This window comes from Brevundimonas sp., from assembly GCF_046295775.1.
Classification (GTDB): domain Bacteria; phylum Pseudomonadota; class Alphaproteobacteria; order Caulobacterales; family Caulobacteraceae; genus Brevundimonas.
In genome coordinates this window covers 1-25,357 of sequence record NZ_JBKBML010000018.1, presented here as the reverse complement: position 1 = coordinate 25,357, position 25,357 = coordinate 1, and the positions used below count along the sequence as shown (strand labels likewise).

The 25,357-nt window shown below is 69.5% G+C and carries 25 protein-coding genes and 1 tRNA gene; 13 read left to right on the top strand and 13 right to left on the bottom strand.

Translation table 11 applies throughout. From position 1 onward, the window contains the following. Window positions 1-2 precede the first annotated feature (2 nt). Window positions 3-722, bottom strand: a complete 720-nt coding sequence (pyrF, locus tag ACK4I0_RS10895) for an orotidine-5'-phosphate decarboxylase (RefSeq protein WP_409610846.1) — start codon at window positions 720-722, stop codon at window positions 3-5. A gap of 89 nt (window positions 723-811) precedes the next feature. Here pyrF and ACK4I0_RS10890 point away from each other — a divergent pair, with 89 nt between their 5' ends. Both ACK4I0_RS10890 and ACK4I0_RS10885 read left to right on the top strand, forming a co-directional pair. Further along, window positions 812-1,507, top strand: coding sequence for a MarC family protein (locus ACK4I0_RS10890; protein WP_409610844.1), 696 nt, complete (start codon window positions 812-814; stop codon window positions 1,505-1,507). A gap of 60 nt (window positions 1,508-1,567) precedes the next feature. Further along, window positions 1,568-2,383, top strand: coding sequence for an enoyl-ACP reductase (locus ACK4I0_RS10885; RefSeq protein WP_409610842.1), 816 nt, complete (start codon window positions 1,568-1,570; stop codon window positions 2,381-2,383). Window positions 2,384-2,386: 3 nt separating this feature from the next. Here the strand turns inward: ACK4I0_RS10885 and ACK4I0_RS10880 are convergent, their stop codons facing one another. The 5 genes from ACK4I0_RS10880 to ffh all read right to left on the bottom strand — a co-directional run bounded on the left by ACK4I0_RS10880 (window position 2,387) and on the right by ffh (window position 5,793). Beyond that, on the bottom strand, window positions 2,387-2,593 hold the full coding sequence (locus tag ACK4I0_RS10880) for a KTSC domain-containing protein (protein WP_409610840.1): 207 nt from the start codon (window positions 2,591-2,593) through the stop codon (window positions 2,387-2,389). Between the two features lie 14 nt (window positions 2,594-2,607). After that, the gene (locus ACK4I0_RS10875; protein WP_409610838.1) at window positions 2,608-3,006 is read right to left on the bottom strand and encodes a DUF3597 family protein; all 399 of its coding nucleotides are present in this window, start codon (window positions 3,004-3,006) and stop codon (window positions 2,608-2,610) included. A 51-nt stretch (window positions 3,007-3,057) separates the two neighbouring features. Then, complete coding sequence (gene rimM / locus ACK4I0_RS10870; protein ID WP_409610836.1) at window positions 3,058-3,585, bottom strand: ribosome maturation factor RimM; 528 nt, start codon at window positions 3,583-3,585, stop codon at window positions 3,058-3,060. Window positions 3,586-3,687: 102 nt separating this feature from the next. After that, complete coding sequence (rpsP, locus tag ACK4I0_RS10865; protein WP_409610834.1) at window positions 3,688-4,233, bottom strand: 30S ribosomal protein S16; 546 nt, start codon at window positions 4,231-4,233, stop codon at window positions 3,688-3,690. A gap of 21 nt (window positions 4,234-4,254) precedes the next feature. Beyond that, entirely contained in the window at window positions 4,255-5,793 is a 1,539-nt protein-coding gene (gene ffh, locus ACK4I0_RS10860; RefSeq protein ID WP_409610832.1) for a signal recognition particle protein, read from the bottom strand. A gap of 246 nt (window positions 5,794-6,039) precedes the next feature. Here ffh and ACK4I0_RS10855 point away from each other — a divergent pair, with 246 nt between their 5' ends. The 5 genes from ACK4I0_RS10855 to ACK4I0_RS10835 all read left to right on the top strand — a co-directional run bounded on the left by ACK4I0_RS10855 (window position 6,040) and on the right by ACK4I0_RS10835 (window position 13,423). After that, the gene (locus ACK4I0_RS10855) at window positions 6,040-8,040 is read left to right on the top strand and encodes a S9 family peptidase (RefSeq protein ID WP_409610830.1); all 2,001 of its coding nucleotides are present in this window, start codon (window positions 6,040-6,042) and stop codon (window positions 8,038-8,040) included. A 67-nt stretch (window positions 8,041-8,107) separates the two neighbouring features. After that, window positions 8,108-10,804, top strand: coding sequence for a phosphoenolpyruvate carboxylase (gene ppc, locus ACK4I0_RS10850; RefSeq protein WP_409610828.1), 2,697 nt, complete (start codon window positions 8,108-8,110; stop codon window positions 10,802-10,804). Between the two features lie 69 nt (window positions 10,805-10,873). Next, window positions 10,874-12,031 (top strand): 23S rRNA (adenine(2503)-C(2))-methyltransferase RlmN, encoded by a 1,158-nt coding sequence (gene rlmN / locus ACK4I0_RS10845; protein ID WP_409610826.1) that lies wholly within the window; start codon window positions 10,874-10,876, stop codon window positions 12,029-12,031. Window positions 12,032-12,153: 122 nt separating this feature from the next. Then, complete coding sequence (locus tag ACK4I0_RS10840) at window positions 12,154-12,588, top strand: DUF350 domain-containing protein (RefSeq protein WP_409610824.1); 435 nt, start codon at window positions 12,154-12,156, stop codon at window positions 12,586-12,588. Between the two features lie 4 nt (window positions 12,589-12,592). Next, window positions 12,593-13,423, top strand: a complete 831-nt coding sequence (locus tag ACK4I0_RS10835; RefSeq protein ID WP_409610822.1) for a serine protease — start codon at window positions 12,593-12,595, stop codon at window positions 13,421-13,423. On the opposite strand, the gene ACK4I0_RS10830 is transcribed toward ACK4I0_RS10835, so the two are convergent. Beyond that, on the bottom strand, window positions 13,424-14,299 hold the full coding sequence (locus ACK4I0_RS10830) for an isoaspartyl peptidase/L-asparaginase family protein (RefSeq protein ID WP_409610820.1): 876 nt from the start codon (window positions 14,297-14,299) through the stop codon (window positions 13,424-13,426). It lies immediately after the preceding gene. 75 nt (window positions 14,300-14,374) lie between these two features. On the opposite strand from ACK4I0_RS10830, the gene ACK4I0_RS10825 reads away from it, so the two are divergent. The 3 genes from ACK4I0_RS10825 to ACK4I0_RS10815 are packed head-to-tail and all read left to right on the top strand — an operon-like array spanning window position 14,375 to window position 16,883. Next, window positions 14,375-15,145, top strand: coding sequence for a 2OG-Fe(II) oxygenase (locus ACK4I0_RS10825; RefSeq protein ID WP_409610818.1), 771 nt, complete (start codon window positions 14,375-14,377; stop codon window positions 15,143-15,145). Window positions 15,146-15,147: 2 nt separating this feature from the next. After that, entirely contained in the window at window positions 15,148-16,149 is a 1,002-nt protein-coding gene (locus ACK4I0_RS10820; RefSeq protein ID WP_409610816.1) for an NADPH:quinone oxidoreductase family protein, read from the top strand. Continuing rightward, window positions 16,146-16,883 carry a 2OG-Fe(II) oxygenase gene (locus ACK4I0_RS10815; protein WP_409610814.1) on the top strand — a complete coding sequence of 246 codons (738 nt, stop codon included), beginning with the start codon at window positions 16,146-16,148 and terminating at the stop codon, window positions 16,881-16,883. The genes ACK4I0_RS10820 and ACK4I0_RS10815 overlap by 4 nt, the downstream gene beginning before the upstream one ends. Here ACK4I0_RS10815 and ACK4I0_RS10810 read toward each other — a convergent pair. Further along, window positions 16,880-17,290 (bottom strand): YkvA family protein, encoded by a 411-nt coding sequence (locus ACK4I0_RS10810; protein WP_409610812.1) that lies wholly within the window; start codon window positions 17,288-17,290, stop codon window positions 16,880-16,882. The two genes, ACK4I0_RS10815 and ACK4I0_RS10810, sit on opposite strands and share 4 nt — an antisense overlap. 53 nt (window positions 17,291-17,343) lie before the next feature. On the opposite strand from ACK4I0_RS10810, the gene ACK4I0_RS10805 reads away from it, so the two are divergent. Together ACK4I0_RS10805 and ACK4I0_RS10800 are read left to right on the top strand one after the other, a co-directional pair. After that, the gene (locus tag ACK4I0_RS10805) at window positions 17,344-18,126 is read left to right on the top strand and encodes an SDR family NAD(P)-dependent oxidoreductase (RefSeq protein WP_409610810.1); all 783 of its coding nucleotides are present in this window, start codon (window positions 17,344-17,346) and stop codon (window positions 18,124-18,126) included. Window positions 18,127-18,304: 178 nt separating this feature from the next. Beyond that, window positions 18,305-18,379, top strand: a tRNA-Gly gene (locus ACK4I0_RS10800). A 53-nt stretch (window positions 18,380-18,432) separates the two neighbouring features. Here the strand turns inward: ACK4I0_RS10800 and ACK4I0_RS10795 are convergent. After that, window positions 18,433-18,597 carry a hypothetical protein gene (locus tag ACK4I0_RS10795; protein WP_409610808.1) on the bottom strand — a complete coding sequence of 55 codons (165 nt, stop codon included), beginning with the start codon at window positions 18,595-18,597 and terminating at the stop codon, window positions 18,433-18,435. A 55-nt stretch (window positions 18,598-18,652) separates the two neighbouring features. Between ACK4I0_RS10795 and ACK4I0_RS10790 the strand changes: the two genes are divergently transcribed. Next, entirely contained in the window at window positions 18,653-18,865 is a 213-nt protein-coding gene (locus tag ACK4I0_RS10790) for a hypothetical protein (protein ID WP_409610806.1), read from the top strand. Window positions 18,866-18,871: 6 nt separating this feature from the next. Here the strand turns inward: ACK4I0_RS10790 and trpS are convergent, their stop codons facing one another. The 4 genes from trpS to ACK4I0_RS10770 form a co-directional block, all read right to left on the bottom strand. After that, window positions 18,872-19,906: a tryptophan--tRNA ligase gene (trpS, locus tag ACK4I0_RS10785; RefSeq protein ID WP_409610804.1), complete on the bottom strand. Its 1,035-nt coding sequence runs from the start codon at window positions 19,904-19,906 to the stop codon at window positions 18,872-18,874. Between the two features lie 121 nt (window positions 19,907-20,027). Continuing rightward, window positions 20,028-21,623: a murein biosynthesis integral membrane protein MurJ gene (murJ, locus tag ACK4I0_RS10780; RefSeq protein ID WP_409610802.1), complete on the bottom strand. Its 1,596-nt coding sequence runs from the start codon at window positions 21,621-21,623 to the stop codon at window positions 20,028-20,030. A 32-nt stretch (window positions 21,624-21,655) separates the two neighbouring features. Next, complete coding sequence (gene glnD / locus ACK4I0_RS10775) at window positions 21,656-24,292, bottom strand: [protein-PII] uridylyltransferase (RefSeq protein WP_409610800.1); 2,637 nt, start codon at window positions 24,290-24,292, stop codon at window positions 21,656-21,658. Beyond that, window positions 24,289-25,357: MutS-related protein (locus ACK4I0_RS10770; protein WP_409610798.1), on the bottom strand; the 1,069-nt coding region annotated here is incomplete at its 5' end. The genes ACK4I0_RS10770 and glnD, both read right to left, overlap by 4 nt.

Genomic DNA, 25,357 nt, shown 5'->3' with positions numbered 1-25,357 from the left:
GGTCAGAGCAGGGCGATCTCTCCGGCGATCGCCTGAGCCGCCGCGCGGGGATTCTCAGCGCCCGTGATCGGACGGCCCACGACCAGATGGGTCGCGCCGTCGCGGATGGCCTGCGCCGGGGTCGCCGCCCGCGCCTGGTCGTCCAGGGCCGCTCCGGCGGGCCGGACGCCTGGGGTGACGATCAGGAAGTCCTCGCGGCCTGCTTCATACGCCAGGTAGCGCACGCGCGCCGCCTCATGCGGGCTGGCGACCACGCCGTGCACGCCCGCGTCCAGCGCCTGACGCACGCGATGTTCGACCAGTTCGGCGGGCGACAGGCTGTGGTCGTCGGCGGCCACGTCCTCGGTCGTCAGACTGGTCAGGACGGTGACGCCCAGCACCTTGAGGCCTGATCCTTCGACCCCGCGCATCGCCGCCGCCATCACCTGCGGCCGGGCGTGCACCGTCAGCAGGTCGCAGCCGGAACCGGCCAGAACCGCCGCCGCCTTCTGAACCGTCGCGCCGATGTCGTGCAGCTTCCAGTCCAGGAACACCTGACGCCCCTCGGACTTGAGCTCGCGCGCCAGGGTCATGCCGTCCGTCGCGAACAGCTGCAGCCCGATCTTGAAGAAGCCCACGGCGCCGTCGGTGCGCTCAACCAGGCGACGCGCCTCATCGGCCGTCTCGACGTCCAGGGCGCAGATCAGCCGGGGATCGGGCGCACGATTGGGGTTGAGGGTCATCGACGGGCTCGCGCTGACCGGCTATGGCGAAACGACGCGGCGGGACGCGTCGTCGGCTGGGCCGGCGTATTGAGGGGCGAGATCAGGCAATGGACGCGTTCTTCCTGGGGATCAACCTGTTCGTGATCCTGTTCGCCTTGGTCGATCCCATCGGCAACATCCCGATCTTCGCCGCCGCCACGGCCGGGGCCAGTTGGAAGCAGCGCATGGCGGTGGCGGCCCGTCTGTGCGTCGCCATCGTGCTGTTCCTGCTGTTCTTCCTGCTGACCGGCCTGATGGTGCTGGAGTTCTTCGGCATCTCGATGGCCGCCTTCCGCATCGCCGGCGGCATCCTGCTGCTGCTGCTCGGCCTCAGCATGGCGCGCGAGGACTTCCTCAAATTGTTCGCCGACGCCGACGCCGTGGCGGACGCTCAGGACGTGCGCGGCTACGCCAAGCGCCGGTTCCAGAAGCTGATCGTGCCCTTCGCCATCCCGCTGCTGGTCGGCCCCGGCGCCATTTCGGCCGTCATCATCCAGGCGGGCGAGGCGGAAGTCCTCGGCCCCATCGGCCTCGCCGCCAGCGCCGCCGCCATCTTGGCGGTCAGCGTCATCACCTTCATCTGCTTCTCCCTGACCGGCCCGATCAGCCGCGTGATGGGCGACGTGGTCATGGCGGTCGTGGTGCGGGTGCTGGGCCTGATACTGTGCGCCATGGCCATCCAGTTCATCCTGGCGGGCCTGGGCGAGGCCATGCCGGGCGTCATCTCCACCGGCGTGACCATCCCCTATCCCACGGGCGACTGACTTCCGACCTTGCGCGCACGGTGCTAGGTCAGGCGCCGGAAAACCAACAGGAGAGCCGTCATGGCCGAGAGCAGCTGGACCATGCCCGCGGGCGAACTCATGAAGGGCAAGAAGGGCCTGGTCATGGGCGTGGCGAACGCCAACTCCATCGCCTGGGGCATCGCCTCGCAGCTGGCCGCCCAGGGCGCCGAGCTGGCCTTCACCTATCTCGGCGAGGGGCTTGAGCGTCGCGTCCGTCCGCTGGCCGAAAGCGTCGGCGCCAAGGCCATCCTGCCCTGCGACGTGACCGACGACGCCTCTATGGACGCCCTGTTCGCCGAGCTGGAGAAGACCTTCGGCACGATCGACTTCGTCGTCCACTCGGTCGCCTTCGCCAACAAGAACGAGCTGCAGGGCTCGTTCGTGGACAACACCACGCGCGACAGCTTCCTGCTGGCCATGAACATCTCGGTGTTCAGCTTCGTGGACGTGGCAAAGCGGGCCTCCAAGCTGATGCCGAACGGCGGCTCGATGATCACCATGACCTATCTGGGCGCCGAGCGGGCCATCCCGAACTACAACACCATGGGCGTGGCCAAGGCCGGGCTGGAAGCCGCGACCCGCTACATCGCGCGCGACCTGGGACCGAAGGGCATCCGCGTCAACGCCATTTCGGCCGGCGCCATGCGCACCCTCAGCCTGGCCGGCATCTCGGGCGGCCGGGGCATGATCGCCCAGGGCCGCGCCATGTCGGCGATGAAGGAAGACACCTCGATGGAAGGCGTCGCCGGCGCCGCCCTTTGGCTGTGCTCGGACCTGGGCCTGTCGACCACCGGCGAAGTGGTCCACGTCGACGCTGGCTTCCACATGATGGGTCTGGCGGGCGACGAAGAGTAGGGCTTAACCGCCACGCGGGCGGCGCTCGAAGGCGAAGCGGTCTCGCATCTGTTCGGCGAAGAAGACCCCTTTCGACGGCGCGTCGGCCAGACCGCGCGCCGTCTCGGGCGGCACATCCAGATAGACGTAGACATCGCCGGAAACGAAGGCGATCGCCAGCCGCCGACGCGTCGCGTCATAGTCGAAGGCGCGGATGACGCTGGAAGTCATCCGCGCGCTTCCGATCAATCTTTGAGAGAGGCCGGAACCTGGCCGCCGTTGTCGGCCAGCTTCTTCCAGACGGCCTTGGACAGGGCGATGTTTTGTTCCGCCGAGCCGTGCGGGCCGGCGTTGACGCCCAGTTCAGTCGCCAGCTCTTTGCGCGCATTCAGACTGGAGTCGAGATCCAGCAGCTTGAGCAGATCGACAATGGAGGTGCGCCAGTTGCCGCCGCCGCCCTTCTCCTGCGCCATTTCAGTCAGCACCGCCTCGACATCAACCGGCTGTGACGCGGGGGCTGTCGCCGGGGAGGGTGAGGGCTGCGTGGCAGGCGCGGGCTGCGGCGCTGGTGCAGTCTGGGCGGCGCCGGCTGCCTTCGGCTTGCGACGTGTGACGGCGTTCCAAATGGAGGAAAAGACGCTCATGACTGCGGGCTCCCGTTTCTGGATACGGAAACGCCAGAAGTGTGCGCCGGTTCAGTCCGGCTCGCGCTCGCCGACCTCGGTCGGGCGCACGGCGCGCAGCCAACCGGCGGTCAGGTGCAGTTCGGGCACGGCCTCGCGGGTGAAGGGCAGATACCAGGTCGGGCCGCCGGTCGCGGGCGCGATCTCCAGCATGTCCGAGGCGCCGAAGTTCTGCACCGACTTCACCACGCCGAGCACGGCGTCGTCGGGGTCGCGCGCTTCGACGCCCACCAGATCGGCGAGATAGAATTCGTCCTCGTCGGGTTCGGGAAAGCGGTCGCGCGGCACGTGCAGCTTCAGCCCGCGCAGGGCGTCGGCCTCTTCCTTTGTGCCGATCTCGCGGGCGCGACCAACGACGCCGTTCTTGTCGGGCCGGGCCGAGGTCAGGGTCAGGCCCGGCGAGCCGTCGGCGCGCAACAGGGGGCCGTACGCCGTCAGCGCCAGCGGGTCGGCGGTGTAGGCGGTGATCCGCACTTCGCCCTTCACGCCGAAGCCGCCGGCCACCTGGCCCACCAGGATCAGTCTGTCATCGCCGGCCATGCCGCTCTCCGCAATTCCTGCCCGCCCATAACAGAAAAGCAGCGCCCGTGAGGACGCTGCTTTCCATATCCGATCCGGTCGAAACCGGACGGCGCTAAGGGATCAGCCCTCGGCCTTGTCTTCAGCCGGAGCCTCTTCAGCGGCAGGCGCTTCAGCGGCGGCTTCTTCGGCGGGGGCCTCTTCAGCAGCCGGGGCGTTCTTGGCTTCTTCAGCGGCGGCGGCGGCTTCAGCCTTGGCGCGCTCGGCGGCTTCGGCGGCTTCCACCTTGGCGGCGGCTTCGGCTTCGGCGCGGTCGGCTTCGCGCTGGGCGCGCTCGGCGGCGCGTTCCTGAGCCTTCTTGCCCGGCTGAGCCTTGTTCGGGTTGTTGGACTGGGTCCAGTTCACCTTGCCGACCAGGGCTTCGTCCTGCGACTGGCTGATGAAGCGGGCGACGCGGTCGGTGGGCTGGGCGCCCTTGCCGAGCCACTCGGCGATGCGGTCAGCCTTCAGGGCGACGCGCGGCTTGTCGCCGTCCTTGGGCAGCATCGGGTTGTAGCTGCCGACCTTCTCGATGAACTTGCCGTCGCGCGGCGAGTGCGAGTCGGCGATGACGATGTGGTAGTAGGGGCGCTTCTTGGCGCCGCCGCGGGCCAGACGAATCTTCAGCATTGTCAGTCTCTTTCTAGGAAATCAGTTCTTCTTGGGGAGGCCGGGAAGACCCGGAAGGCCCCCCGGCGTTTGTCCGCCGCCCCCGAGAGGGCTTCCAAGACCGGCGAACCGGTCCTGAAGGGCTTTCATCTGTTCGGCGTCCGGCTCGGGCATCTTGCCTCCGCCCATCGCCTTGAGGCGGGCCATGTCGGCCCCGCCGCCTGCACCGCCTCCGAGGCCGCCCAGCATGGCGGCCATCTGCTGCATCTTCTTGGGTCCGCCGCGCGACAGCGACTTGACCATGTCGGCCATCTGCCGGTGCTGCTTCAGCAGGCGGTTGATGTCCTGAACCTCGACGCCGGCGCCGGCGGCCACACGGCGCTTGCGGCTGGCGTTCAGCAGGTCGGGCTTCTTGCGCTCGGCCTTGGTCATGGACGACAGGATGGCTTCTTGGCGGGCGATCATGCGGTCGTCGATGTTGTTATCGGCCATCTGGGCCTTCATCTTGGCCACGCCCGGCAGCAGGCCCATGACGCCCTGCAGGCCGCCCATGCGCTTCATCTGCGCCAGCTGGCCGGCCAGGTCGTCCAGATCGAACTGACCCTTGGCCAGCTTGCGGGCCATCTTCTCGGCCTTGGCCTGATCCAGCTCGCCGGCGGCCTTTTCGACCAGGGCCACGATATCGCCCTGGCCCAGGATGCGGCCGGCGACGCGGCGGGCGTCAAAGACGTCCAGCTGGTCGACCTTTTCGCCCGCGCCCAGATATTTGATCGGCAGGCCGGTGACGGCGCGCATCGACAGCATGGCGCCGCCGCGGCCGTCGCCGTCGGCGCGCGTCAGCACCAGGCCGGTCAGCGGCAGGCGTTCGTGGAAGGCGGCCGCGGTGCGCACCGCGTCCTGGCCGGTCAGGCTGTCGGCGACCAGCAGGGTCTCGACAGGGCGGCTGATCTCGGCGACCTCGGCCACCTCGTTCATCAGCCCCTCGTCCAGGGTGATGCGGCCGGCGGTGTCCAGGATCAGGACGTCGAAGCCCTGAAGCTTGGCCGACGACAGGGCCCGGCGGGTGATCTGGACCGCGCTCTCGCCCGCCACGATCGGCAGGGTGGCGACCTCGATCTGCTTGCCGAGGGTCTGCAGCTGCTCCATCGCCGCCGGACGCCGCGTGTCCAGCGAGGCCATCATGACCTTCTTGCGATCGAACTTGGTCAGGCGCAGCGCCAGCTTGGCCGAGGTCGTCGTCTTGCCCGAGCCCTGCAGGCCGGCCATCAGGATGACGGCGGGGGGCGTGGCGTTGGTGTTCAGGCCGACCGGCTCTTCGCCGCCCAGCATGTCGACCAGGCCGTCGTAGACGATCTTGATGACCTGATCGGCCGGCTTGACCGAACGGATCACGTCCTCGCCGGTCGCGGCCTCCTTGGCCTTGGCGATGAAGTCCTTGACGACGGGCAGGGCGACGTCGGCCTCGAGCAGAGCGACGCGGACCTCGCGCAGCGCGGCCTCGACATCCTTTTCGGACAGGGCGCCGCGGCCGGTGATCCGGTCGAATACGCCTGTCAGCCGCTCGTTCAGAGCCTCGAACATTCAAACCCTTTCATGCGCTCGAACAGGTCTCCATAGCGAAACGGCCTCTGGCGACGATCACGTCGGCAGAGGGTTCTCGCCGTCCTCGTCCCAAGCTGTTGGGGGTCGTGACGGTGGAGACGCAGGATTCACTTGCGCCGGAAGCGGCGGCTTATGAGGGAAAAGCGGGTCAAAGACAAGGCCGGCGCTTGCCAGGCGGGACTTCAGCCCGTTTGATCCCCCACCTCAACACAAGGGGAGGCGACGATGATCCGCAATCTGGCGTGCCGCATGGCGCTGGCGACCGTGCTTCTGGCCTCGACGGCGCCGATGGCGCTGGCGCAGGGCGGGCAGACCGCCGGGGCGCAAACTGTGTCCGTCCAGCCGGACCGTCGCGAAGTCGGGGCGCTGGTGTTCGACGGCATCCCCGCCATTCCGGCCGAGCTGAAGCCGCAGCTGCAGCGCTATCGCAACGCGCGCTCGGCGTCCTTCCAGGACTGGACCGCGGACGGCGGCATGCTGATCAGCACCCGGTTCGGCGAAACCGTTCAGATCCACCGGGTCGCGGCGCCCGGCGCGGATCGGCGCCAACTGACCTTCTTCGCCGAGCCGGTGGGCGGCGCCACCGCCCTGCCGGGCTCGGACCGCTACGCCTATTCGCGAGACAGCGGCGGCGCCGAGTATTTCCAGATTTATGTGGCCGGACCGGACGGCGCCGAGACGGCGCTGACTGAGGCCGGCACGCGCAACCAGGGTCTGCGGGTGTCTCACGACGGCCGTTTGGCGGTGTGGAGCCAGGTGCGGCCCGGCCAGGCGACCTATGAGATCGTGGCGGCCGATCCGTCCCAACCCGGCGAGCGGCGGGTGATGTATAGCGGCGATGGGCTGTGGCAGCCGGCGGACATCTCGCAGGACGGCCGGTCGATCCTGCTGACCAAGTACAATTCGATCCAGGACAGCGAGCTGTGGGTGCTGGATGTCGCCTCAGGCCAGGTGCGCGAAATCCGGCCGTCCGACACGCCCGTCTCCTATGGCGACGCCCTGTTTGGACCGGATGCGCGCTCGGTGATCGCCACCAGCGACGAGGGGTCCGATTTCCGGGGCCTGGTCGAAATCTCGCTGGCCGACGGCGCGGTCACGCCGCTGACCGAAGGGCTGAACTGGGACGTGGCGTCCGTCGAGCTGTCGGATGACGGCCGGGTGCTGGCCTATGTCACCAACGAAGACGGCTATTCCAAACTGCACCTGCGCGACCTGCGCACGCGCCGCGCCCTGCCGCAGCCTGAGCTGCCGACCGGCGTGGTGGGGGGGATCAAATTCTCGCCGGACGGCCGCTCGCTGGCGATCAACATGTCGACGCCCCGGTCGTCGGGCGACGTCTGGACGTGGGACGTCGCCGGGGGCGGTCTGACGCGCTGGACCGAGTCCGAAGTAGGCCCGATCGACGCCTCGACCTTCGTTATTCCTGAGCTGGTGCGGTTCGACTCCTTCGACGGCCTCAGCGTGCCGGCCTTCATCTATCGCGCGCCCAGCGCCTCGGGCCGCGCACCGGTCGTCATCGATATTCACGGCGGCCCCGAAGGCCAGTCCCGACCGGGCTTCAACACCACCTATCAGCAGTGGATCGCCGACCTCGGCGCGACGGTGATCGTGCCCAACGTCCGCGGCTCGACCGGCTACGGCAAGCGCTACGTCTCGCTCGACAACGGGCCGCTGCGCCAGGATTCGGTCAAGGACATCGGCGCCCTGCTGGATTGGATCGCGACCCAGCCAGACCTGGATCCCGAGCGGGTGGTGGTGCATGGCGGATCGTACGGCGGCTTCATGGTGCTCGCCTCGATGGCCGCCTATGCGGATCGGCTGGCGGGCGGTGTCGACATCGTCGGCATCTCCAACTTCGTCAGCTTCCTGGAGAACACCGAGGGCTATCGCCGCGACCTGCGCAGGGCAGAATACGGCGATGAGCGCGATCCGGCCATGCGGGCCATCTTCGACCAGATCTCGCCGCTGAACCTCACCGACCAGATGACCAGCCCGCTCCTGGTGATCCAGGGCGCCAACGACCCGCGTGTGCCGCGCTCGGAAGCCGAGCAGATCGTGACGGCCGTGCGCGGCCACGGGCGGCCGGTCTGGTATCTGCTGGCGATGGACGAGGGTCACGGCTTCCGCAAGAAGTCCAACGCCGACGCCCAGGCCGAAGTGACCAACCTGTTCCTGCGCGACGTCTTCGACTTGCCGCCGATCTCTGCTCCGACCGGCGCACAATAGGTTTCGACGCGCAACCGGCTTGGTCGCCAGGACTTCTCCTCGCATCCCTTCCGCAGAGAGACGCTTCATGATCCAGGCCGCCGACGATCGACTGCGCGAGGAAATCCGGCTGCTGGGCGGCCTGCTTGGCGAGGTGATCCGCGACGAGGGTGGACAAGCCCTGTTCGACCGGGTCGAGGCGGTGCGTCAGGCCTCGGTGGCCTGGCACCGCGACGGGGCGGACCATGAGGCGCAGACACTGGAAGGGCTGCTCAAGGACCTGGACGCGGGCGAAGCGGCGGGTTTGGCGCACGGCTTCGCCCTGTTTTCGCTCTTGGCCAATATCGCCGAGGATCGGGCCGGCCAGCGCCGCGCGCGGGCCCAGACCTCGGCCGGCGAACGGCCCGACACGCCCGAAGGCGCGCTGCGGAGGCTGGCCGAGGCCGGGGTTGGTCGGGAGGCCGCGCGCGATCTGCTGGACGGGGCCCTGATCTCGCCGGTGCTGACGGCCCACCCGTCGGAGGTGCGGCGCAAGAGCGTGATCGACCGGATCACGGCCATCGGCGATCTGCTGGACGACTACGACCGCGAGAGCGTCGCCGACGCGCCGGATCGGCTGAACTCGGGGCTGATGCGCCAGATCCTGATCCTGTGGGCGACCCGGCTGGTGCGCGCCCAGGGCCTGGTGGTTCAGGACGAGATCGACACGGCGGTGTCCTTCATGCAGCGCGTCTTCCTGAAGGTCGTGCCCGAACAGCTGGCTGATTGGCGGCGGCTGCTGGACGCGCCGGAGCTGAAGCCCTTTCTCAAGGTGGGGGCGTGGGTCGGCGGCGACCGCGACGGCAATCCCAATGTCGACGCCTCGACCCTGAGGGCGGCCTTCCGCACCCAGGCGCGGGCGGTGCTGGGCTTCTATCTGGAGGCCGTCCACGCGCTCGGCGGCGAGCTGAGCCTGTCAGGCGATCTGGCGCGGGTCAGTCCGGCCCTGCAGGCCCTGGCCGACGCCTCGGGCGACGCCTCTCCACACCGCGCGGACGAGCCCTATCGGCGGGCGTTGTCGCAGATCTACGCCAGGCTGGCGGCGACGCACCTTGAGCTGGCCGACGCCGCCCCGCCGCGTCCGGCCGGGTTCGAGGCCCCCGCCTATGAGGGGCCGGAGGCCTTGGAAGCCGACCTGCGGCTGCTGCGCGACAGCCTGGTGCAGGGCCATGGCGCGGCCTTCGCCGACGACGGCCTGTCGCGGCTGATCGCGGCGGTGCAGGCGTTCGGCTTTCACCTGGCGACCTTGGACCTGCGCCAGAATGCGGACGTGCACGAACGGGTCGTGGCCGATCTGCTGAAGGGCGCGGGCGTCGCGGACGACTATCTGGACCTGAACGAGGACGCGCGCGTCGCGGTGCTGGAGGCCGAGCTGGCCTCGCCGCGCCCGCTGTTCTCGGCCTATGCCGACTATGACGCCGAGACCCTGAAAGAGCGCGAGATCCTGGCGGCGGCCGCGGAAGCGTTGGCCCGGTTCGGGCCGCAGGCGATCCGCACCCACATCGTGTCCAAGACCGACGCGGCCTCCGACCTGCTGGAGGTCTATCTGCTGCTCAAGGAAGCCGGTCTGTTCGATCCGGCCGACCCCGGCGCCTGTCCGATCCAGGCGGCGCCCCTGTTCGAGACCATCGAGGACCTGCACGCTTCGCGGCCGACGCTCGAACGCCTTCTGGCCCAGCCCTCGGCCGGCGCCGTCGCCCGCGCGCGCGGCGTGCAGGAGGTGATGATCGGCTATTCGGATTCGAACAAGGACGGCTCGTACCTGACCTCGGGCTGGTCGCTGCACCAGGCCTCGCGCGCCCTGCTGGAGGTGACGGAGGCAGCCGGCGTGCGGCTTCAGCTGTTCCATGGTCGGGGCGGCGCGGTCGGGCGGGGTGGCGGCTCGGCCTTCTCCGGCATTCTGGCCCAACCTCGGGGCACGGTCAGCGGCCGCATCCGCATCACCGAACAGGGCGAGGTCATCGCCAACAAATACGGCGAGCCGGCCGTGGCGCGGCTGAACCTGGACGCCCTGGCCTGCGGCACGCTTCTGGCGTCGCTTGAGCCCCGGCCCGGCCTGGCGCCCGACGACGACCGTCTGACGCTGATGGACGATCTATCCGAGCGGTCGCGCGCGGCCTATCGGGCCCTGGTCTACGACACCCCCGGCTTCGTGGACTATTTCCGCGCGGCCACCCCCATTGCCGAGATCGCCGAGCTGAAGATCGGCTCGCGTCCGGCGTCTCGGACCTCCTCGACCCGGATCGAGGATCTGCGCGCCATTCCCTGGGTGTTCAGCTGGGCCCAGTCGCGCGTCATGCTGCCCGGATGGTTCGGCTTCGGTTCGGCGGTTCAGGGAGCGGACATGGCGCGGCTGGCGGGCCTGAACCGCGACTGGCCCTTCTTCCGCACCCTGATCCAGAACATGGAGATGGTCATGGCCAAGGCGGACATGACCCTGGCGGAGCGCTACGCCGGACTGGTGCCCGATCGCGCCCTGGCGGACCGCGTGCTGGGCGAGATCCGCGCCGAATGGGATCGCACCCACGCCGCTGTGCTGGCGATCACCGGCGAGGACCGACTGCTAGGCGGCCAGCCTGAGCTGGAGCAGCTGATCCAGCTGCGCATGCCTTATGTCGAGCCGCTGAACCACGTCCAGGTCGAGCTGATCGGCCGGCGGCGCGCAGGCGACGACGATCCCCAGGTGCGCGACGCCATTCTGCTGACCATCAACGGCGTGGCGGCGGGCCTGCGCAACAGCGGCTGACGACCCTGCCTTAAAACCAGCGCGATCCGTGCTATAAGGCGCGCTCCCCGTCGTTCAGGATCATCAGCCTTGAGCATCACGCTCGATCTTTCGCGCGCTTCGTCGCCGGCCGCTGCGGCTCCCGTCAACCTCAGCGGTCTGACGCGCGCGGGGCTGCGCCAGGCGCTGATCGACGCCGGTGTCTGCCCGCCCGAAAAGGCCAAGATGCGCGCCAGCCAGATCTGGGGCTGGATCCACCACTACGGCGTGACCGACTTCGCGGCCATGAGCAACGTCGCCAAGGACATGCAGGCCAAGCTGGCCGCGCACTTCACCTTGGCCCGCCCCGAGATCGTCGAGCGCCAGGTGTCCAAGGACGGCACGCGCAAATGGCTGATCCGCACGGCGCCGGGCATTGAGGTCGAAGCCGTCTACATCCCCGACGTGGGCCGGGCCGGGGCGCTGTGCGTCTCATCCCAGGTCGGCTGCACCCTGAACTGCACCTTCTGCCACACGGGCACGCAGAAGCTGGTGCGCAACCTGACCACGGCCGAGATCGTGGCCCAGGTCCAGGTGGCGCGCGACGACCTGGGCGAATGGCCGTCGCCCAAGGAAGACCGCCGCCTGTCCAACATCGTCTTCATGGGCATGGGCGAGCCGCTCTACAATCTGGACCACGTCGCCGACGCTATCGACATCATCTCGGACAACGAGGGCATCGCCCTGTCGCGCCGCCGCATCACCGTCTCGACCTCGGGCGTCGTGCCCAAGCTGAACGAACTGGGCGAGCGCACCGCCGCCATGCTGGCGATCAGCCTGCACGCGACCAGCGACGCCCTGCGCGACGTTCTGGTGCCGCTGAACAAGAAATATCCGCTGGACCAGCTGATGGCCGGCATCCGCGCCTATCCGGGCCTGTCCAACGCGCGGCGGGTGACGTTCGAATACGTCATGCTAAAGGGCGTCAACGACAGCCCCGAAGAGGCCCGCGCTCTGCTCAAGCTGATCGAGGGCATTCCGGCCAAGGTGAACCTGATCCCGTTCAATCCATGGCCGGGCACTGACTATGAATGCTCGGACTGGAAGACCATCGAGCGTTTCGCCGCCATCCTGAACAAGGCCGGCTACGCCTCGCCCATCCGCACGCCGCGCGGCCGCGACATCCTGGCCGCCTGCGGACAGCTGAAGTCCGAAAGCGAGAAGGTGCGGGCTTCCGCGCTCAGAAAGGCCGAGCAGGCGGCGGCGTAGATCTGTCGTCTGTAAACTTCCGTCGCCGACTGTGACTTCGGCGCCCTTGCGGATTGGGGCGGCAATGGGGCAATGACGGTCTGGTTTCGTTCCCCTCTGACCCTTTGATCAGGCGCCGTCCGATGGACCCGTCCAACGCCCTGTCCAGCCCCGAGGTCCAGGCCTTCGCCAGCGGATTTCCGGTGATGCTGCTGCACTTGGCGGTGACGTTGGCGCTGCTCGGCGCGGGCGCGGTGCTGTATTCGCTCATGACCCCCTGGCGCGAGGTCACTCTGATTCGCCAGGGCAATGCGGCCGCCGCCCTGGCGTTCGGCGGCGTGCTGGTGGGGCTGGCGGTTCCGCTGGCGGTGTCGCTGTCGGTGTCTACCACAGCCCGCGATATCGTCATCTGGGGGGTGGCCACCCTGGTCATCCAGCTCCTGTGCTTCCGCCTCGTCGATCTGGTCCTGACGGGACTGCCGCAACGCATCGAGAAGGGGGAGATGTCGGCCGCCGTCGTCCTGGTCGGCGCGAAGCTGGCCACCGCCGTGGTGCTGGCCGCCGCCCTGACGGGCTGAGCCCATGCATTTCCCCCGTCTGCCGGACTGGGCCGTCTATGCCGCGGTCGTCGGCGTGCTGCTGGCCGCCTCGTTGGGCCGCCGGGAGAACGCCGACGTCGCATCGAGCCAGCCGGTGGAGACAGACGCCGAAGGCGAGCTTCTGGGCCCCATCACGCCCTTCGATCCCGCCGTGGTGGTCAACGCCCCGGACATCCCGTTCCAGCCTTCGTCCGGCACCGCCTTCTCGATCGCCGGCGAGGGTCGTTGGGTCACGGCCCGGCACGTTGTCGAAGGTTGCCGCCAGCCCGCCCTGGTCGTCGGCGGCGGGCGTGCGGTCGCCGCCGACGTGCGCCTGGCGCCGCGCGCCGACATCGCCGTGCTGCTGACCGACGGAGGGCCGCCTGCCCTGCCTGTCTATTCGGGGTCGGAGCTGAGGCGCGGCCAGCGCGCCTACCACCCCGGCTTTCCTCAGGGGCGGCCTGGCGAGGTCGCCAGCCGGCTGCTGGGCCGCGAAACCCTGCGCGTCCGCGGGCGTGGAGAGCGTGACGAGCCTGTTCTGGCCTGGGCCGAGGTCGGACGCACTCGAGGGCTGGAAGGCACCCTGGCGGGCCTGTCGGGCGGTCCGGTGCTGGACGCGCGCGGGCGCGCCGTGGGCGTCACCCTGGCGGAATCGCCGCGACGGGGCCGCGTCTACACCACCTCGCCCGAGACTTTCGGGCCGACGGTCGGCGGGCAGCAGGCGGCCGACGAACAGGTGCTGGGCGAGCCGGTCGACACCGACAACTACGGCCAGGTGGCCGAAGGGCTCAGGCGCGATCTGCGCGTGGCGCAGGTCGTCTGCCTGTCAGCCTGATCAGCGGCCGAAGACCTCAACCCCGATCACGCCGTCGACGCCCAGCCAGGCGCGCTTCATGCCTTGGCTGTTGAAGGGGGCGGCGATCTCGCCGTCGCGCCCAAGCGCGATCAGGCCGCCGTCGCCGCCCAGGGCGCCGATCCGGTCGATGACGGATTGCGCGGACTGACCAAGGGTCTGTCCGCCCTCCACGCCCCACGCCACGCGAGCGGCGGCGGCCAGGCGGATAAAATACTCGCCCTGCCCGGTGCAGGAGACGGCGGCGGAGCCATCAGCCCAGGTTCCGGCGGCGGGGATGGGCGTGTCGCCGACGCGGCCCGGCATCTTGCCGAACACGCCGGCGGTTGAGGTCGCGGCCGCCAGCCTTCCCTCCATGTCCAGCACGCAGCAGCCGACCGTGCCGTGCGCCAGGGTTCCGGGGGGATGATTGTCCTCGCCCTGACCGGCGCCGGTGAACCAGGCGGCGGGGTCGTCGACCGTCGTCAGCCCCTGATCGGCGGCGAACCGCGCGGCGCCTTCGCCGGCCAGCATGACGTGGGGCGTTTGGTCCATCACCGCGCGGGCGGCGACAACCGGATTGCGATAGCCCTGCAGCGCCGCGACGGCCCCGGCCTTGCCGCTGGAGCCGTCCATCAGGCTGGCGTCCAGCTCATAGGCCCCGTCCAGGTTGGGCGAAGCGCCCCGCCCGGCGACATACAGCCCTGAGTCCTCCAGCATCACCACCGCCGCCACGGCCACGTCCAGCGCCGGCTCGCCCGCCTCCAGCCGCGGCTTCATGGCCTCGACGACGGACCGCATGTGGGCGATCTCGGCGGTGTAGTCGCGCGAGCGGCGGGCGCCGGCGCCGCCGTGAAGAATGAGGGCTGGTCGCGTCATGATCTTTCCTGAACGGTCAAGGCTCGTTAGCGTCGTCGCCTGTCCCGGCGCAAGCGACGCCGTCCTGGGTTTCGCATGACCGCAGCCTTTCCCGACCGCCTTCGTCTCGACCCGGCCCTCGATCCGGCCGGGCTGACGGATGCGTTCCGGCGGCTGGGACGGCTGCACCTGCCAGGTGTTCTGGAAACGGGCGACGCCCAGGCCCTGCATCGCCTGCTGGAGGCGGAAGAGGACTGGGTGTCCTCGACCCTGACCGGCGATCGCGCCGCCGATCTACCAGTGAAGGCGCTGGCGGCGTCTGGCCCCGACAAGCCCCGCGCCCTCATCGAGGCGGCGCACGCCGAGGCAGTCCGCGCATTGGAGACGCCAGGCCGGCTGCACTTCCTGTTTGACGCCTTTCGCATCGACACGGCCTTGATCGATGGTCAGCCGCTGCTGGCGCCCTGGCGTGCCGTGCACGACTTTCTGAACGGGGCAGCCTTCCTCGACTTCATCCGCGTCCTGACCGGCGATGCGCGCGTGGCCTATGTCGATTCACGCGCCACTCGGTTCACGTCCGGCCACTATCTGACCCAGCATGACGACAGCCGCCCCGGCCAGGATCGGCTTTACGCCTATGTTCTGAACCTGACGCCGGAATGGAAGACCGACTGGGGCGGCCTTCTGGCCTTCATCGACGAAGACGGGCACGTGGCCGAGGCCTATGCGCCGCGCATGAATGCGCTGAATCTGTTCGCCGTGCCCCAAACACACGCCGTCACCTTCGTCACCCCGTTCGCCCGCGCGCCCCGCTACGCCGTCACCGGCTGGATCCGCGCCGACACCCCCGCCTTCCCGGAGACCTGATCATGCGCGCCATTCTGTCCAAGACCCCCGGCGGTCCCGAAACCCTGGTGCTGGAGGAGAGGCTGGATCCGACGCCCAAGAAGGGCGAGGTGATCATCGATGTGCGGGCGGTGGGCGTCAACTTTCCCGACACCCTGATCATCGAGGACAAGTACCAGTTTCGGCCCGATCGCCCCTTCTCGCCTGGCGGCGAGGTGGCCGGCGTCATCGAGGCCGTGGGCGAGGGCGTGAAGGGGCTGTTCAAGGGCGACCGCGTCATCGCCGTGCCCGGCTGGGGCGGGCTGGTCGAGCGGCTGGCCGTGCCGGCGGCCACCGTCATCAAGATGCCCGAGGCCATGAGCTTCGAGGAGGGCGCGGCCCTGATCATGACCTATGGCACCAGCTACTATGCCCTGAAGGACCGGGCGAACCTGCAGCCGGGCGAGACGCTGCTGGTGCTGGGCGCGGCCGGGGGTGTGGGCGCGGCCGCCGTCGAGCTGGGCAAGGCCATGGGCGCGCGCGTGGTCGCAGCCGCCTCGACCAACGACAAGGTCGAGTTCGCGCTGGATTTGGGCGCCGACAACGGCCTGATCTATCCGTCTGGCCAGATGGACAAGGCCGCCCAGAAGGAGCTGTCGGGCGAGTTCAAGCTGGCCACCGGGCGGGACGGCGCCGATGTGGTCTATGACGCGGTAGGCGGCGACTACGCCGAGCCGGCCCTGAGGGCCATGGATTGGAACGGCCGCTATCTGGTGGTGGGTTTCCCGGCGGGCATTCCGTCACTGCCGCTGAATCTGACGTTGCTGAAGTCGGTGTCCGTGATCGGCGTGTTCTGGGGCGCGGCGGTGATGCGCGACCCTGCGGCGCACGCGGCCAACATGGCCGACCTGTTCCGCCTCTACGCCGAGGGCAAAATCAAACCCCGTGTCAGCCGGACCTATCCGTTCGAGCAGGCGGGCGAGGCGATCAAGGCCCTGGGCGACCGCCAGGCCATGGGCAAGATCGTCGTGACGATCGCGTCGTGAGCCTGTCGCTGGCTGCGGGTCTGGACCTCGCCGCAGCGCGCGCCCGGCTGGCCGAAACGGGCCGCGTGCGGGTGGAGGGGGTGCTGGACGCTGGGGCGACGATCCTGGCCGAGGCCGTGGCCCATCCCGACATGGTCTGGAATCGCGCGATCCGAAATCCGTACAACGCCGACGTGCCCGTGGCCGTGTTCGAAAGCGAACCGATCGAGGAGCAGGCTCGCTTGGTCAGCCTGGCGCACGAAGAAGCGACTGAGGGCTTTCAGTTCATCTTCGACCGTCTGCGCCTGGGTCAGGCCCGGGGCATGGGTCTGCCTATTCCGAAGGCGCTCTATGAGCTGCATGCCCTGTTCAATGGCGAGGACTATCTCAACTTCGCGCGAGATCTGACCGGCGACGACCGCATCGCCTATGTCGACGCCCAGGCGACCCGCTATCTGCCGGGCCATTTCCTGAACAGCCACACCGACGAGCACGAGGGCGCGGGGCGGCTATACGCCTATGTGCTGAATCTGACGCCGCGCTGGCGGGCGGAATGGGGCGGCCTGCTGATGTTCCTGGACGACGACGGCGCGGTCAGCGAGACCTTCACGCCCGCCTTCGGAACGCTGAATGTCTTTAAGGTGCCGCAGGACCACGCGGTCTCGATGGTGGCCCCCTTCGCCGGGGGGCCGCGTCATTCGATCACCGGCTGGTGGCGCGTCAATCCGCCGGAAGCGGGTCAGCCGCCGACCTAGCGGGCGTTCAGGTCTTCCAGCGCCTGCTCGGCCTTTTCGTGGTGGCGCGGCTTCACATGACTGCCCAGGGTCGCCAGCAAAGCGGCGATGACCGCCGCGTCGTCGGTGAAGCCGATGCCGACGAAGACGTCCGGGATGGCGTCGACCGGCAGCACGAAATACGCCAGCGCGCCCAGCATGATCCCCTTGGCCGCCACCGGCGTCTTGGGATCGCGCGCGGCGTACCAGACGCTCAGCAGCCGGTCGGCGAACGGGATGTGCGCGGCCGTGCGCGTCACCTTGGGCCAGAAGCCCTGCTTCACCCGCCGCTCGTTGACGCGCACCACCGACGGGATCAGGGCGCGCTTGGGATCGATCACGTCGCGCGGCGACCAGGATCCAAAGGGGCGTTTTGCGTTTGCGGCCATGACGGCTAAATCCCGCACACTCATTCAGGTTCACTCATATAGGGGCTCAGGCCATGAAACTCGACGGTTCGATCGCGGCGGTGGTGACAGGCGGGGCCTCGGGCCTGGGCGAGGGCACGGCGCGCGCGCTGGCCGCCCAGGGTGTGAAGGTCGCCATCTTCGACATGAACGCCGAGAGGGGCGAGGCCGTCGCGGCCGAGATCGGCGGCGTCTTCTGCCAGGTCGACGTCACCGACGACGCCTCGGTCGCGGCCGGCTTTGAAAAGGCGCGCGCCGCCCATGGCCAGGAGCGCCTGACCGTGAACTGCGCCGGCATCGCCACCGGTCAGAAGACCGTCAGCCGCAAGAAGGACACCGGCGAGATCCGCGCCCACGACATGGCGCAGTTCGAGAAGACGGTGACGGTCAATCTGTTCGGCACCTTCCGCGTTCTGTCGCAGTCGGCGGCGGGTATGGTCACGCTTGAGCCCATGGCCGACGGCGAGCGCGGCCTGATCGTCAACACCGCCTCGGTGGCCGCTCAGGACGGCCAGATCGGCCAGGCCGCGTATTCGGCCTCCAAGGGCGGCGTCTACGCCATGACCCTGCCGGTCGCCCGCGACCTGGCTCAGGAAGGCGTGCGCTGCAACACCATCCTGCCCGGCATCATGTGGACTCCGATGATGGCCGGCATGGACCAGAAGATTCAGGACGCCCTGGCCGCCGCCATCCCCTTCCCCAGCCGCTTGGGCACGCCTGCGGACTATGCCTCGCTGGTGCTGGAACTGGCGCGCAACGTCTACATCAACGGCGAATGCATCCGCCTGGATGGGGCGATCCGTCTGGCGCCGCGCTGACGCGGTCGTTTCGCGCTGCTTGAGCGCCTGGCGGCCTCAGACAGCACCGACTGAGGCGACCGCCGGATGGCCTCAAGCAAGACGAAGCGCGATAGGCAAAAAAGGGGTTGCGGCCTGCCTCGCCCCTCCGCTATACGCCGCTTCCTCGACACGGGGCGGCATCGTCGCTCCACGGAGTGCGGGCGTAGCTCAGGGGTAGAGCATCACCTTGCCAAGGTGAGGGTCGGGCGTTCGAATCGCCTCGCCCGCTCCAGTCGAAACACAAAAGGCTCGGTCTTCGGACTGGGCCTTTTTTGCTTTGTGGGCTCAGGCCCCCGCGCCCAGCGCCCATGCCCCCATCAGGCCCCAGTCGCTCAGCTTGGCCCAGGTGAAGACCACGAACGGCAGGGCTACGAAGCCCAGGATCACCAGGATCAGGATCGCGCTCCAGCCGTGGCGGTTCAGGGGGGGATCGGTGTCGGGGTCGGTCATGTCGCAGGAACGCATCCGACGCCCGACGGGTTCGATCCCTTCAAGGAGACCGATCATGCGAATCTATGAAGTCACCGTGGGCGCCGAGGACGGCGCCAAGCGCGTCCTGAAGGTGCCGTCCAAGACCGACGTCCAGGCCGGCGACGCCGCCGTGCCGCTGATGCATCCGGGCGAGTCGATTCTGGCGGTGCGCGAGACCGACGATCCCTGGCAGGACGTCGACGGCCTGCCGGCCGGGACGCAAACGCATCCCGACCAGATCACCTAGGCTCGATCAGGCGCGCCAGAAGCCGACGATGCGCTTGACCTCGTCGACCACCGGATCGGCGATCTCGGCGGCGCGGCGCGCCCCGTCGGCCAGCACGCGGTCGATCTCGGCCGGGTCGTCCATCAGGCGGCGCATCTCGGCCGTGACGGGGGCCAGTTCCGACACCGCCAGTTCGGCCAGGCGCGGCTTGAAGGCGCCGAAGCCCTGGCCGGCGTATTCGGCGATCACGGCCTCGCGCGTGGTCCCGGCGAGGGCGGCGTAGATGGCGACCAGGTTCTTGGCCTCGGCGCGGTCGGCCAGGCCGTCCAGCGTTTCGGGCAGGGGCTCGGCGTCGGTGCGGGCCTTCTTGACCTTGGCGGCGATGGCGTCGGCGTCGTCCGTCAGGTTGATGCGGCTCTGATCCGACGGGTCGGACTTGGACATCTTGGCCGAGCCGTCGCGCAGGCTCATGACCCGCGTCGCCGGCCCCTGGATCAGGGGTTCTGGCAGAGGGAAAAAGCCGGGGGCTGAGAAGTCGGTGTTGAACTTGGCGGCGATGTCGCGCGTCAGCTCAAGGTGCTGTTTCTGGTCCTCGCCGACCGGCACCCCCGTCGCCTTGTACAGCAGGATGTCGGCCGCCTGGAGCACCGGGTAGGTATAGAGGCCGACCGAAGAGCGTTCCTTGTGCTTGCCGGACTTCTCCTTGAACTGGGTCATGCGGTCCAGCCAGCCGAGGCGGGCGACGCAGTTGAACACCCAGGCCAGCTCGGCGTGGGCGCGAACGGCCGACTGCGGGAAGATGGTCGACTTGGCCGGGTCCAGGCCCGAGGCCAGGTAGGCGGCGGCGATCTCGCGCGTCTGGGCCGTCAGCTTGGCCGGGTCCTGCCAGACGGTGATGGCGTGCATGTCGGCCACGAACAGGAAGCAGGGCGCGCCTTCGTCCTGCAGCGCCGTGAAACGCTTTAGCGCGCCGAGATAGTTGCCCAGGTGCAGGGCGCCGGAGGCCTGGATACCGCTCAGGATGCGGCGCGGGCCGGTGTAGTCAGCCGAGGTGTCAGTCATGGTGCGGGTCTCGAAGCGAAGGGGCGGACAGGGGCGATCGGGGCGGAGCTAGCCGCGCCATCGCCGGTCGAGAAGGAGGCCCGAGGCTGTCATGCCTCGCGCTTATCGCCACATCGGGTCGTCAGTCCAGCCCTTGAACGGCCTTGGCCCCCGGTTCGCGGCGCAGCACGCCCTTGAGTTCGGCCAGGGTGACGGCGCGCAGACCCAGCAGGGCCGCGCCATAGACGGCCGCGCCGACGCCGCACACGATCAGCACGGCGATCTCCTTGGTCAGCAACAGGCGCGACAGCAGCGGATAGTTGAGGCTGGCCAGGAACAGCACCAGCCCCATCAGGACGCTGGCGCCGACGACGCGGACGAACCGCGACAGAAAGGCGGGCGAGGGCCGCCAGACATGCTCACGCGCCAGGGTTCCGGCCAGCAGGGCGACGTTCAGCCAGGCCGCCGTGCTGGTGGCGACGGCCAGGCCCAGAACGCCGTCCACGCCGACACGCGACAGGCCGAAGAATAGGCCGGCGCCCAGAACCACCGTCGCGATCACCGAGGCCACGGCGTAGATCATGGGCCGCCGCGTGTCCTGGCGCGCGAAGAAGGGCGGGGTCAGCACCTTGACCAGTACGAAGGCCGGCACGCCCCAGGCGAACTGGCGCAGCACATCGGCGGTTCGGGCGGCGTCCTGGCTGGTGAAGGCCGCGCGCGTCACCGTGGCGTCGATGATGAAGAAGGGGATGACGAACAGGGCCACCGCCGCCGGCAGGGCGAAGGCGAGCGCCAGGGTCATGCCGTCGTCCATGGTGCGTCGGCCGCCTTCGTGATCGCCGGAGACAAAGGCGCGCGTCAGGCGCGGCACCAGGGCCAGGCCCAGCGCCACCCCGACCAGGCCCAGCGGCAGCTGGTACAGGCGGTCGGCGTTGTACAGCACCGAACGCGCGCCCTCGTTCGAGCCGGCCAGGAACTGGCTGACCAGAGAGTTGATCTGGAAGGCGCCGCCGGCCAGCACGCCCGGCACGGCCAGGGCCAGGGTCTTCTTCACCCCCGGCGTCAGGCGCGGCCAAGACAGGCGCACGGTCACGCCCAGACGCCTCACGCCCCACCACAGCAGGCCCATCTGAACCAGGCCGGACACGCTGACCGCCGCACTGACGGCCACCAGAATCAGCGGCTGCTCCATGGGAATCAGGCTGGGGGCCAGCAGGGGGACCAGGGTGCACAGGTTCAGGAAGACGGGCACGCCGGCCGACAGGGCGAACCGGCCGCTGGTGTTCAGCACGCCTGACAGCAGGGACGCGATCGTCATGCAGGCCAGATAGGGCATGGTCAGCTGGGCGGCCGTGACCGCCGCGGTCATCACGCCCACATCGTCGCGCCAGGCCGACAGCAGCCAGGGCATGATCCAGGGCATGGCGATCTGAAGCAGGATGCAGAAGCCGGCCACGACGCCGAAGATGAAGCTGAGCGCCTCCGACGCCGTGACGGCGGCCGCCTCTTCGCCCTCGCGTTCGCGCACGCCGCCGTAGATCGGCACGAAGGCCTGGGCGAAGGCGCCCTCGGCGAACAGCCGCCGGAACATGTTTGGCAGCATCAACGCCGTGGTGAAGGCGTCCATCATCGGCCCCTGGCCGAAGCGAGCGGCCAAGGCCAAGTCGCGGGCGAAGCCCAGCACGCGGCTGCCCAGCGTCAGGGTCGATTGCACCAGGGTGTTGCGGGCGAGGCTCAAGGGCGCGGTCCGAGGCGGCGGAGCATCAGCGATTAGCGCGCTTTGCGACGCCGCGATATGGGCTGGGGCGACGGCAGTCGGCCGATCTCCGAGACATCGCGCGCGCTGGCGCGAACCGGTGCAGGGCGGCGCCCCGGCGCGAGCGGAAGCGAGCGGTCCAGCACCGCCTCCAGAGCCATTTTCAGCGCGGCGGGACTTTCGGGCTCCCGGTCCAGATAGAAGCTGTCGACCGCGCGCTCGCCGAAGGTCGCGACATGGGCCGAGCGAACGGACAGGTCGTGGTCGGCCAGGGTGCGGCCCAGATCCGCCAGCAGGCCCGGCCGGTCGGCGCCTGACACCTCCAGGATGACCGGGCCCTGGTCGCTGGCGCGGCCGATCATGACCACGGGGCGGACATCAAAGACCGCGCGGCGCGCGCTGACCGGCTCGGGGCCCGGCGGCGTCGGGCGCGAACGGCCGAGCGCCGCGCGCTCCAGGCTCAGGGTCAGGCGCTTCAGCCGCCGGGCGTCGGGCTCGCCGTGCAGGTCGAAGACGTCCAGCGCCATGCCGTCGGGCGACGTGGCCAGCCGCGCCCCGGCCACATCGGCGCCCGAGGCGGCCAGGGCCGCGGCCAGATCGGCGAACAGGCCCTGGCGGTCGCGGGCGGCCACGGCGACGCGCAGGCCGCCGCCTTCGTCGTCCATGAAGGCCTCGGCCGCCGCGCCGGTCTGTCGCGCGCGCTCGACCAGTTCGGGATGCTGCGCCAGCGGGTCGGAGCGGCCGATGTCCTCGCCGTGAAACAGGGCCTCGGTGCGCCCGTAGAGGTCGCGCATCAGCTGGCCCTTCCAGCTGTTCCACACGCCGGGGCCTACCGCGCGGATGTCGGCCACGGTCAGCACCACCAGGGTGCGCAGCCGCTCCAGATCGCCCACCACGGCGGCGAAAGCCCGCACCGTCTCGGGATCGGAAACGTCACGCTTCTGAGCGTAGTCCGACAGGGTCAGGTGATGGCGCACCAGCCAGACCACCAGCTCGATCCGGCGCGGTTCGACGCCCAGCCGCTCGCAGGCGCGGCGCGCGGCGATGGCCCCATCCTCCAACTGCCCCCGGTCGCCGCCCTTGCCCACGTCATGCAGCAGCATGGCCAGCATCAGGGCTTCGAAGTCGGCGATGCGGTGCACGATGCCGGTCGACAGCGGATGGTCCTGGGCCAGCTTGCCGCGTGCGATGTCGTTGATGACGCCGACGGCCTGCAGCGTGTGCTCGTCGACCGTAAAGGCGTGGTACATGTTGAACTGGGTCTGGCCGACGATCCGCCCCCATTCGGGTAGGAAGCGGCCCAGCAACCCCGTCTCGTTCATGATGGTCAGGGCGCGATAGGGCCGCTGTCCGTGAGCCAGCACGGTCAGGAAGGCCTGAGCCGCCTCGGGGTCACGCCTGAGCGCCGGCGTGACCAGCGGCAAGGCGCGCGTGACCGCCGAAAAGGCGTCGGGGTGCAGGTCCAGATCCAGCCGGTCGGCCTCCGCGAACAGCTTGAGCAGCAAGGGCGGATCGCTCTCGAATACCCCCGGCCCGGCGATCGACAAGCGGCCGCCCTCAATGACCAGACCCTTGACCGGCAGGCGCTTGCGCCGTCGGGGCAACAGGCGCGACAGGCCCATGGCCTTCTTCTGCTGGCGCGCCTCCAGCTGGGCGCTGACCGCGCGCGTCAGGGCGCCCACGTCGCGGGCCACGATGAAATAGCGGCGCATGAACCGCTCGACCGCCAACTCGTCGCCGCGCCCGCGCCAGCCCATGCGGCGTGCGATCTCGGGCTGAAGATCGAAGGTCAGCCGTTCTTCGGCGCGCCCGGCGACGATGTGCATATTGGCCCGCACCCGCCACAGAAAGTCGAAGGCCTCTTCGAACAGCCGCCGCTCGCGCGCCGTCAGAAGACCCTCCAGCGCTCGGGCGCCCAGATGGCTGTCGGGCGCCAGTCCGCGCGCGATCCAGAACAGGGTGTTGAGGTCGCGCAGGCCGCCCTTGCCGTCCTTCACGTTCGGCTCGACGCGATAACGGAAGGCCCCGGCCTTCTGGTGCCGGGTCTCGCGCTCCTCCAGCTTGGCGGCGATGAAGGGACGCGGATCGATCTGCGCCGCCTCACGCCGAAAGCGCGCCAAGAAGCCCTCGGCCAGACCCTCGTCTCCAGCCAGGAAGCGGGCCTCAAGCAGCGCGGTGCGCACCGTCATGTCGCGCCAGGCCAGGGTCAGGGCCTCGTCGATCGAGCGCGTGGCGGCGCCGACCTTCAAGTTCAGGTCCCAAAGGACATACTGGACGAACTCGACAATCTGTTCGCTGCGGGGCGTGGTCTTCCAAGGACGCAGGAACATCAGGTCCAGGTCCGAGAACGGCGCCAGCACGCCGCGCCCATAGCCGCCCGCCGCCAGCACGCACAGCCGCTCCGCCTCGGTGGGATTGGGCGCCGGATACAGCACCTCGGTCGCCAGCCGCCAAAGGCTGGTCATCAGGGCGTCGGCGGCGGCGCAATACTGCCGTGCCACCTCGACGCCCGCCTGGCCGCTCGCCAGCTTCTGAGCCGCCCGCTCACGGGCCTGACCGTAGCGCTCGCCCAGCACCGCTGCGACCGCCGCGCGCGGATCGGCCGCCCCGGCCGCCGCGATCAGCAGGTCGTCGGGCGAGGGAGCGGTCACCGGCCCGCCAGGCCCTTCAGGCGGTAGAGTTCCTCCAGCGCCTCGCGCGGGCTGAGGGCGTCGGGGTCGAGCGCACCTAGCGCCCGCTCCACCGCAGAGGGTTCAGGCGGCGACGCGGCGGCCTCCGCCACGGCGAACAGGGGCAGGTCGTCCAGACGGGCGACGGCGGCCTTCTGGCCCTCTAGTCGATCGAGCACCGCCTTGGCGCGCGCCACGACCGGCCCGGGCACGCCCGCCAGCCGCGCCACCTGGACGCCATACGAGCGGTCCGCCGCGCCGGGCGCCGCCTCGTGCAGGAAGACAAGGTCGCCGTTCCACTCGCGCGCCTTCATCGACAGATTGCAGACGTGGTCCAGCTGGTCCTCCAGCCGCGCCAGCTCATGATAGTGGGTGGCGAACAGGGTGCGGGCGCGTTTGGTCTCGTGCAGCGCCTCGGCGACGGCCCAGGCGATGGCCAGGCCGTCATAGGTGGCGGTGCCGCGCCCGATCTCGTCCAGCACCACGAAGCTGCGCTCGGTCGCCTGGCTTAGGATGGCCGAGGTCTCGACCATTTCGGTCATGAAGGTCGAGCGTCCGCGCGCCAGGTCGTCGCCTGCGCCGACGCGGCTGAACAGCCGGTCCACCACGCCCAGCCGCATGGCGCGCGCCGGCACGAAGGCGCCGGCCTGGGCCAGGATGACCAGCAGCGCGTTCTGGCGCAGGAAGGTGGACTTGCCGGCCATGTTCGGCCCGGTGACGATGGCCAGCCGAGCATGGGCGGCGCCTGCGCCGTCCAGCCGCCCGTCGTTGGGCGTGTAGGGCAGGCCTTGCGCCTTCACAGCGGCCTCGACCACCGGGTGGCGGCCGGCCTCGACCTCGAAGCCCAGGGTCTCGTCCACCGTCGGGCGGACGGCCGAGACCTCTTCGGCCCATTCGGCCAGGGCGGCGTGGGCGTCCAGTTCGGTCAGGGCGTCGGCCAAGGCCTGGAGCGGCGCGGCCAGGGCCTGGACCTCGGCGCGCCAGCCCTCGAAGGTTTCGGTCTCGATCGCCAGGGCGCGCACGCCGGCCTGGCTGATCTTGGCGTCC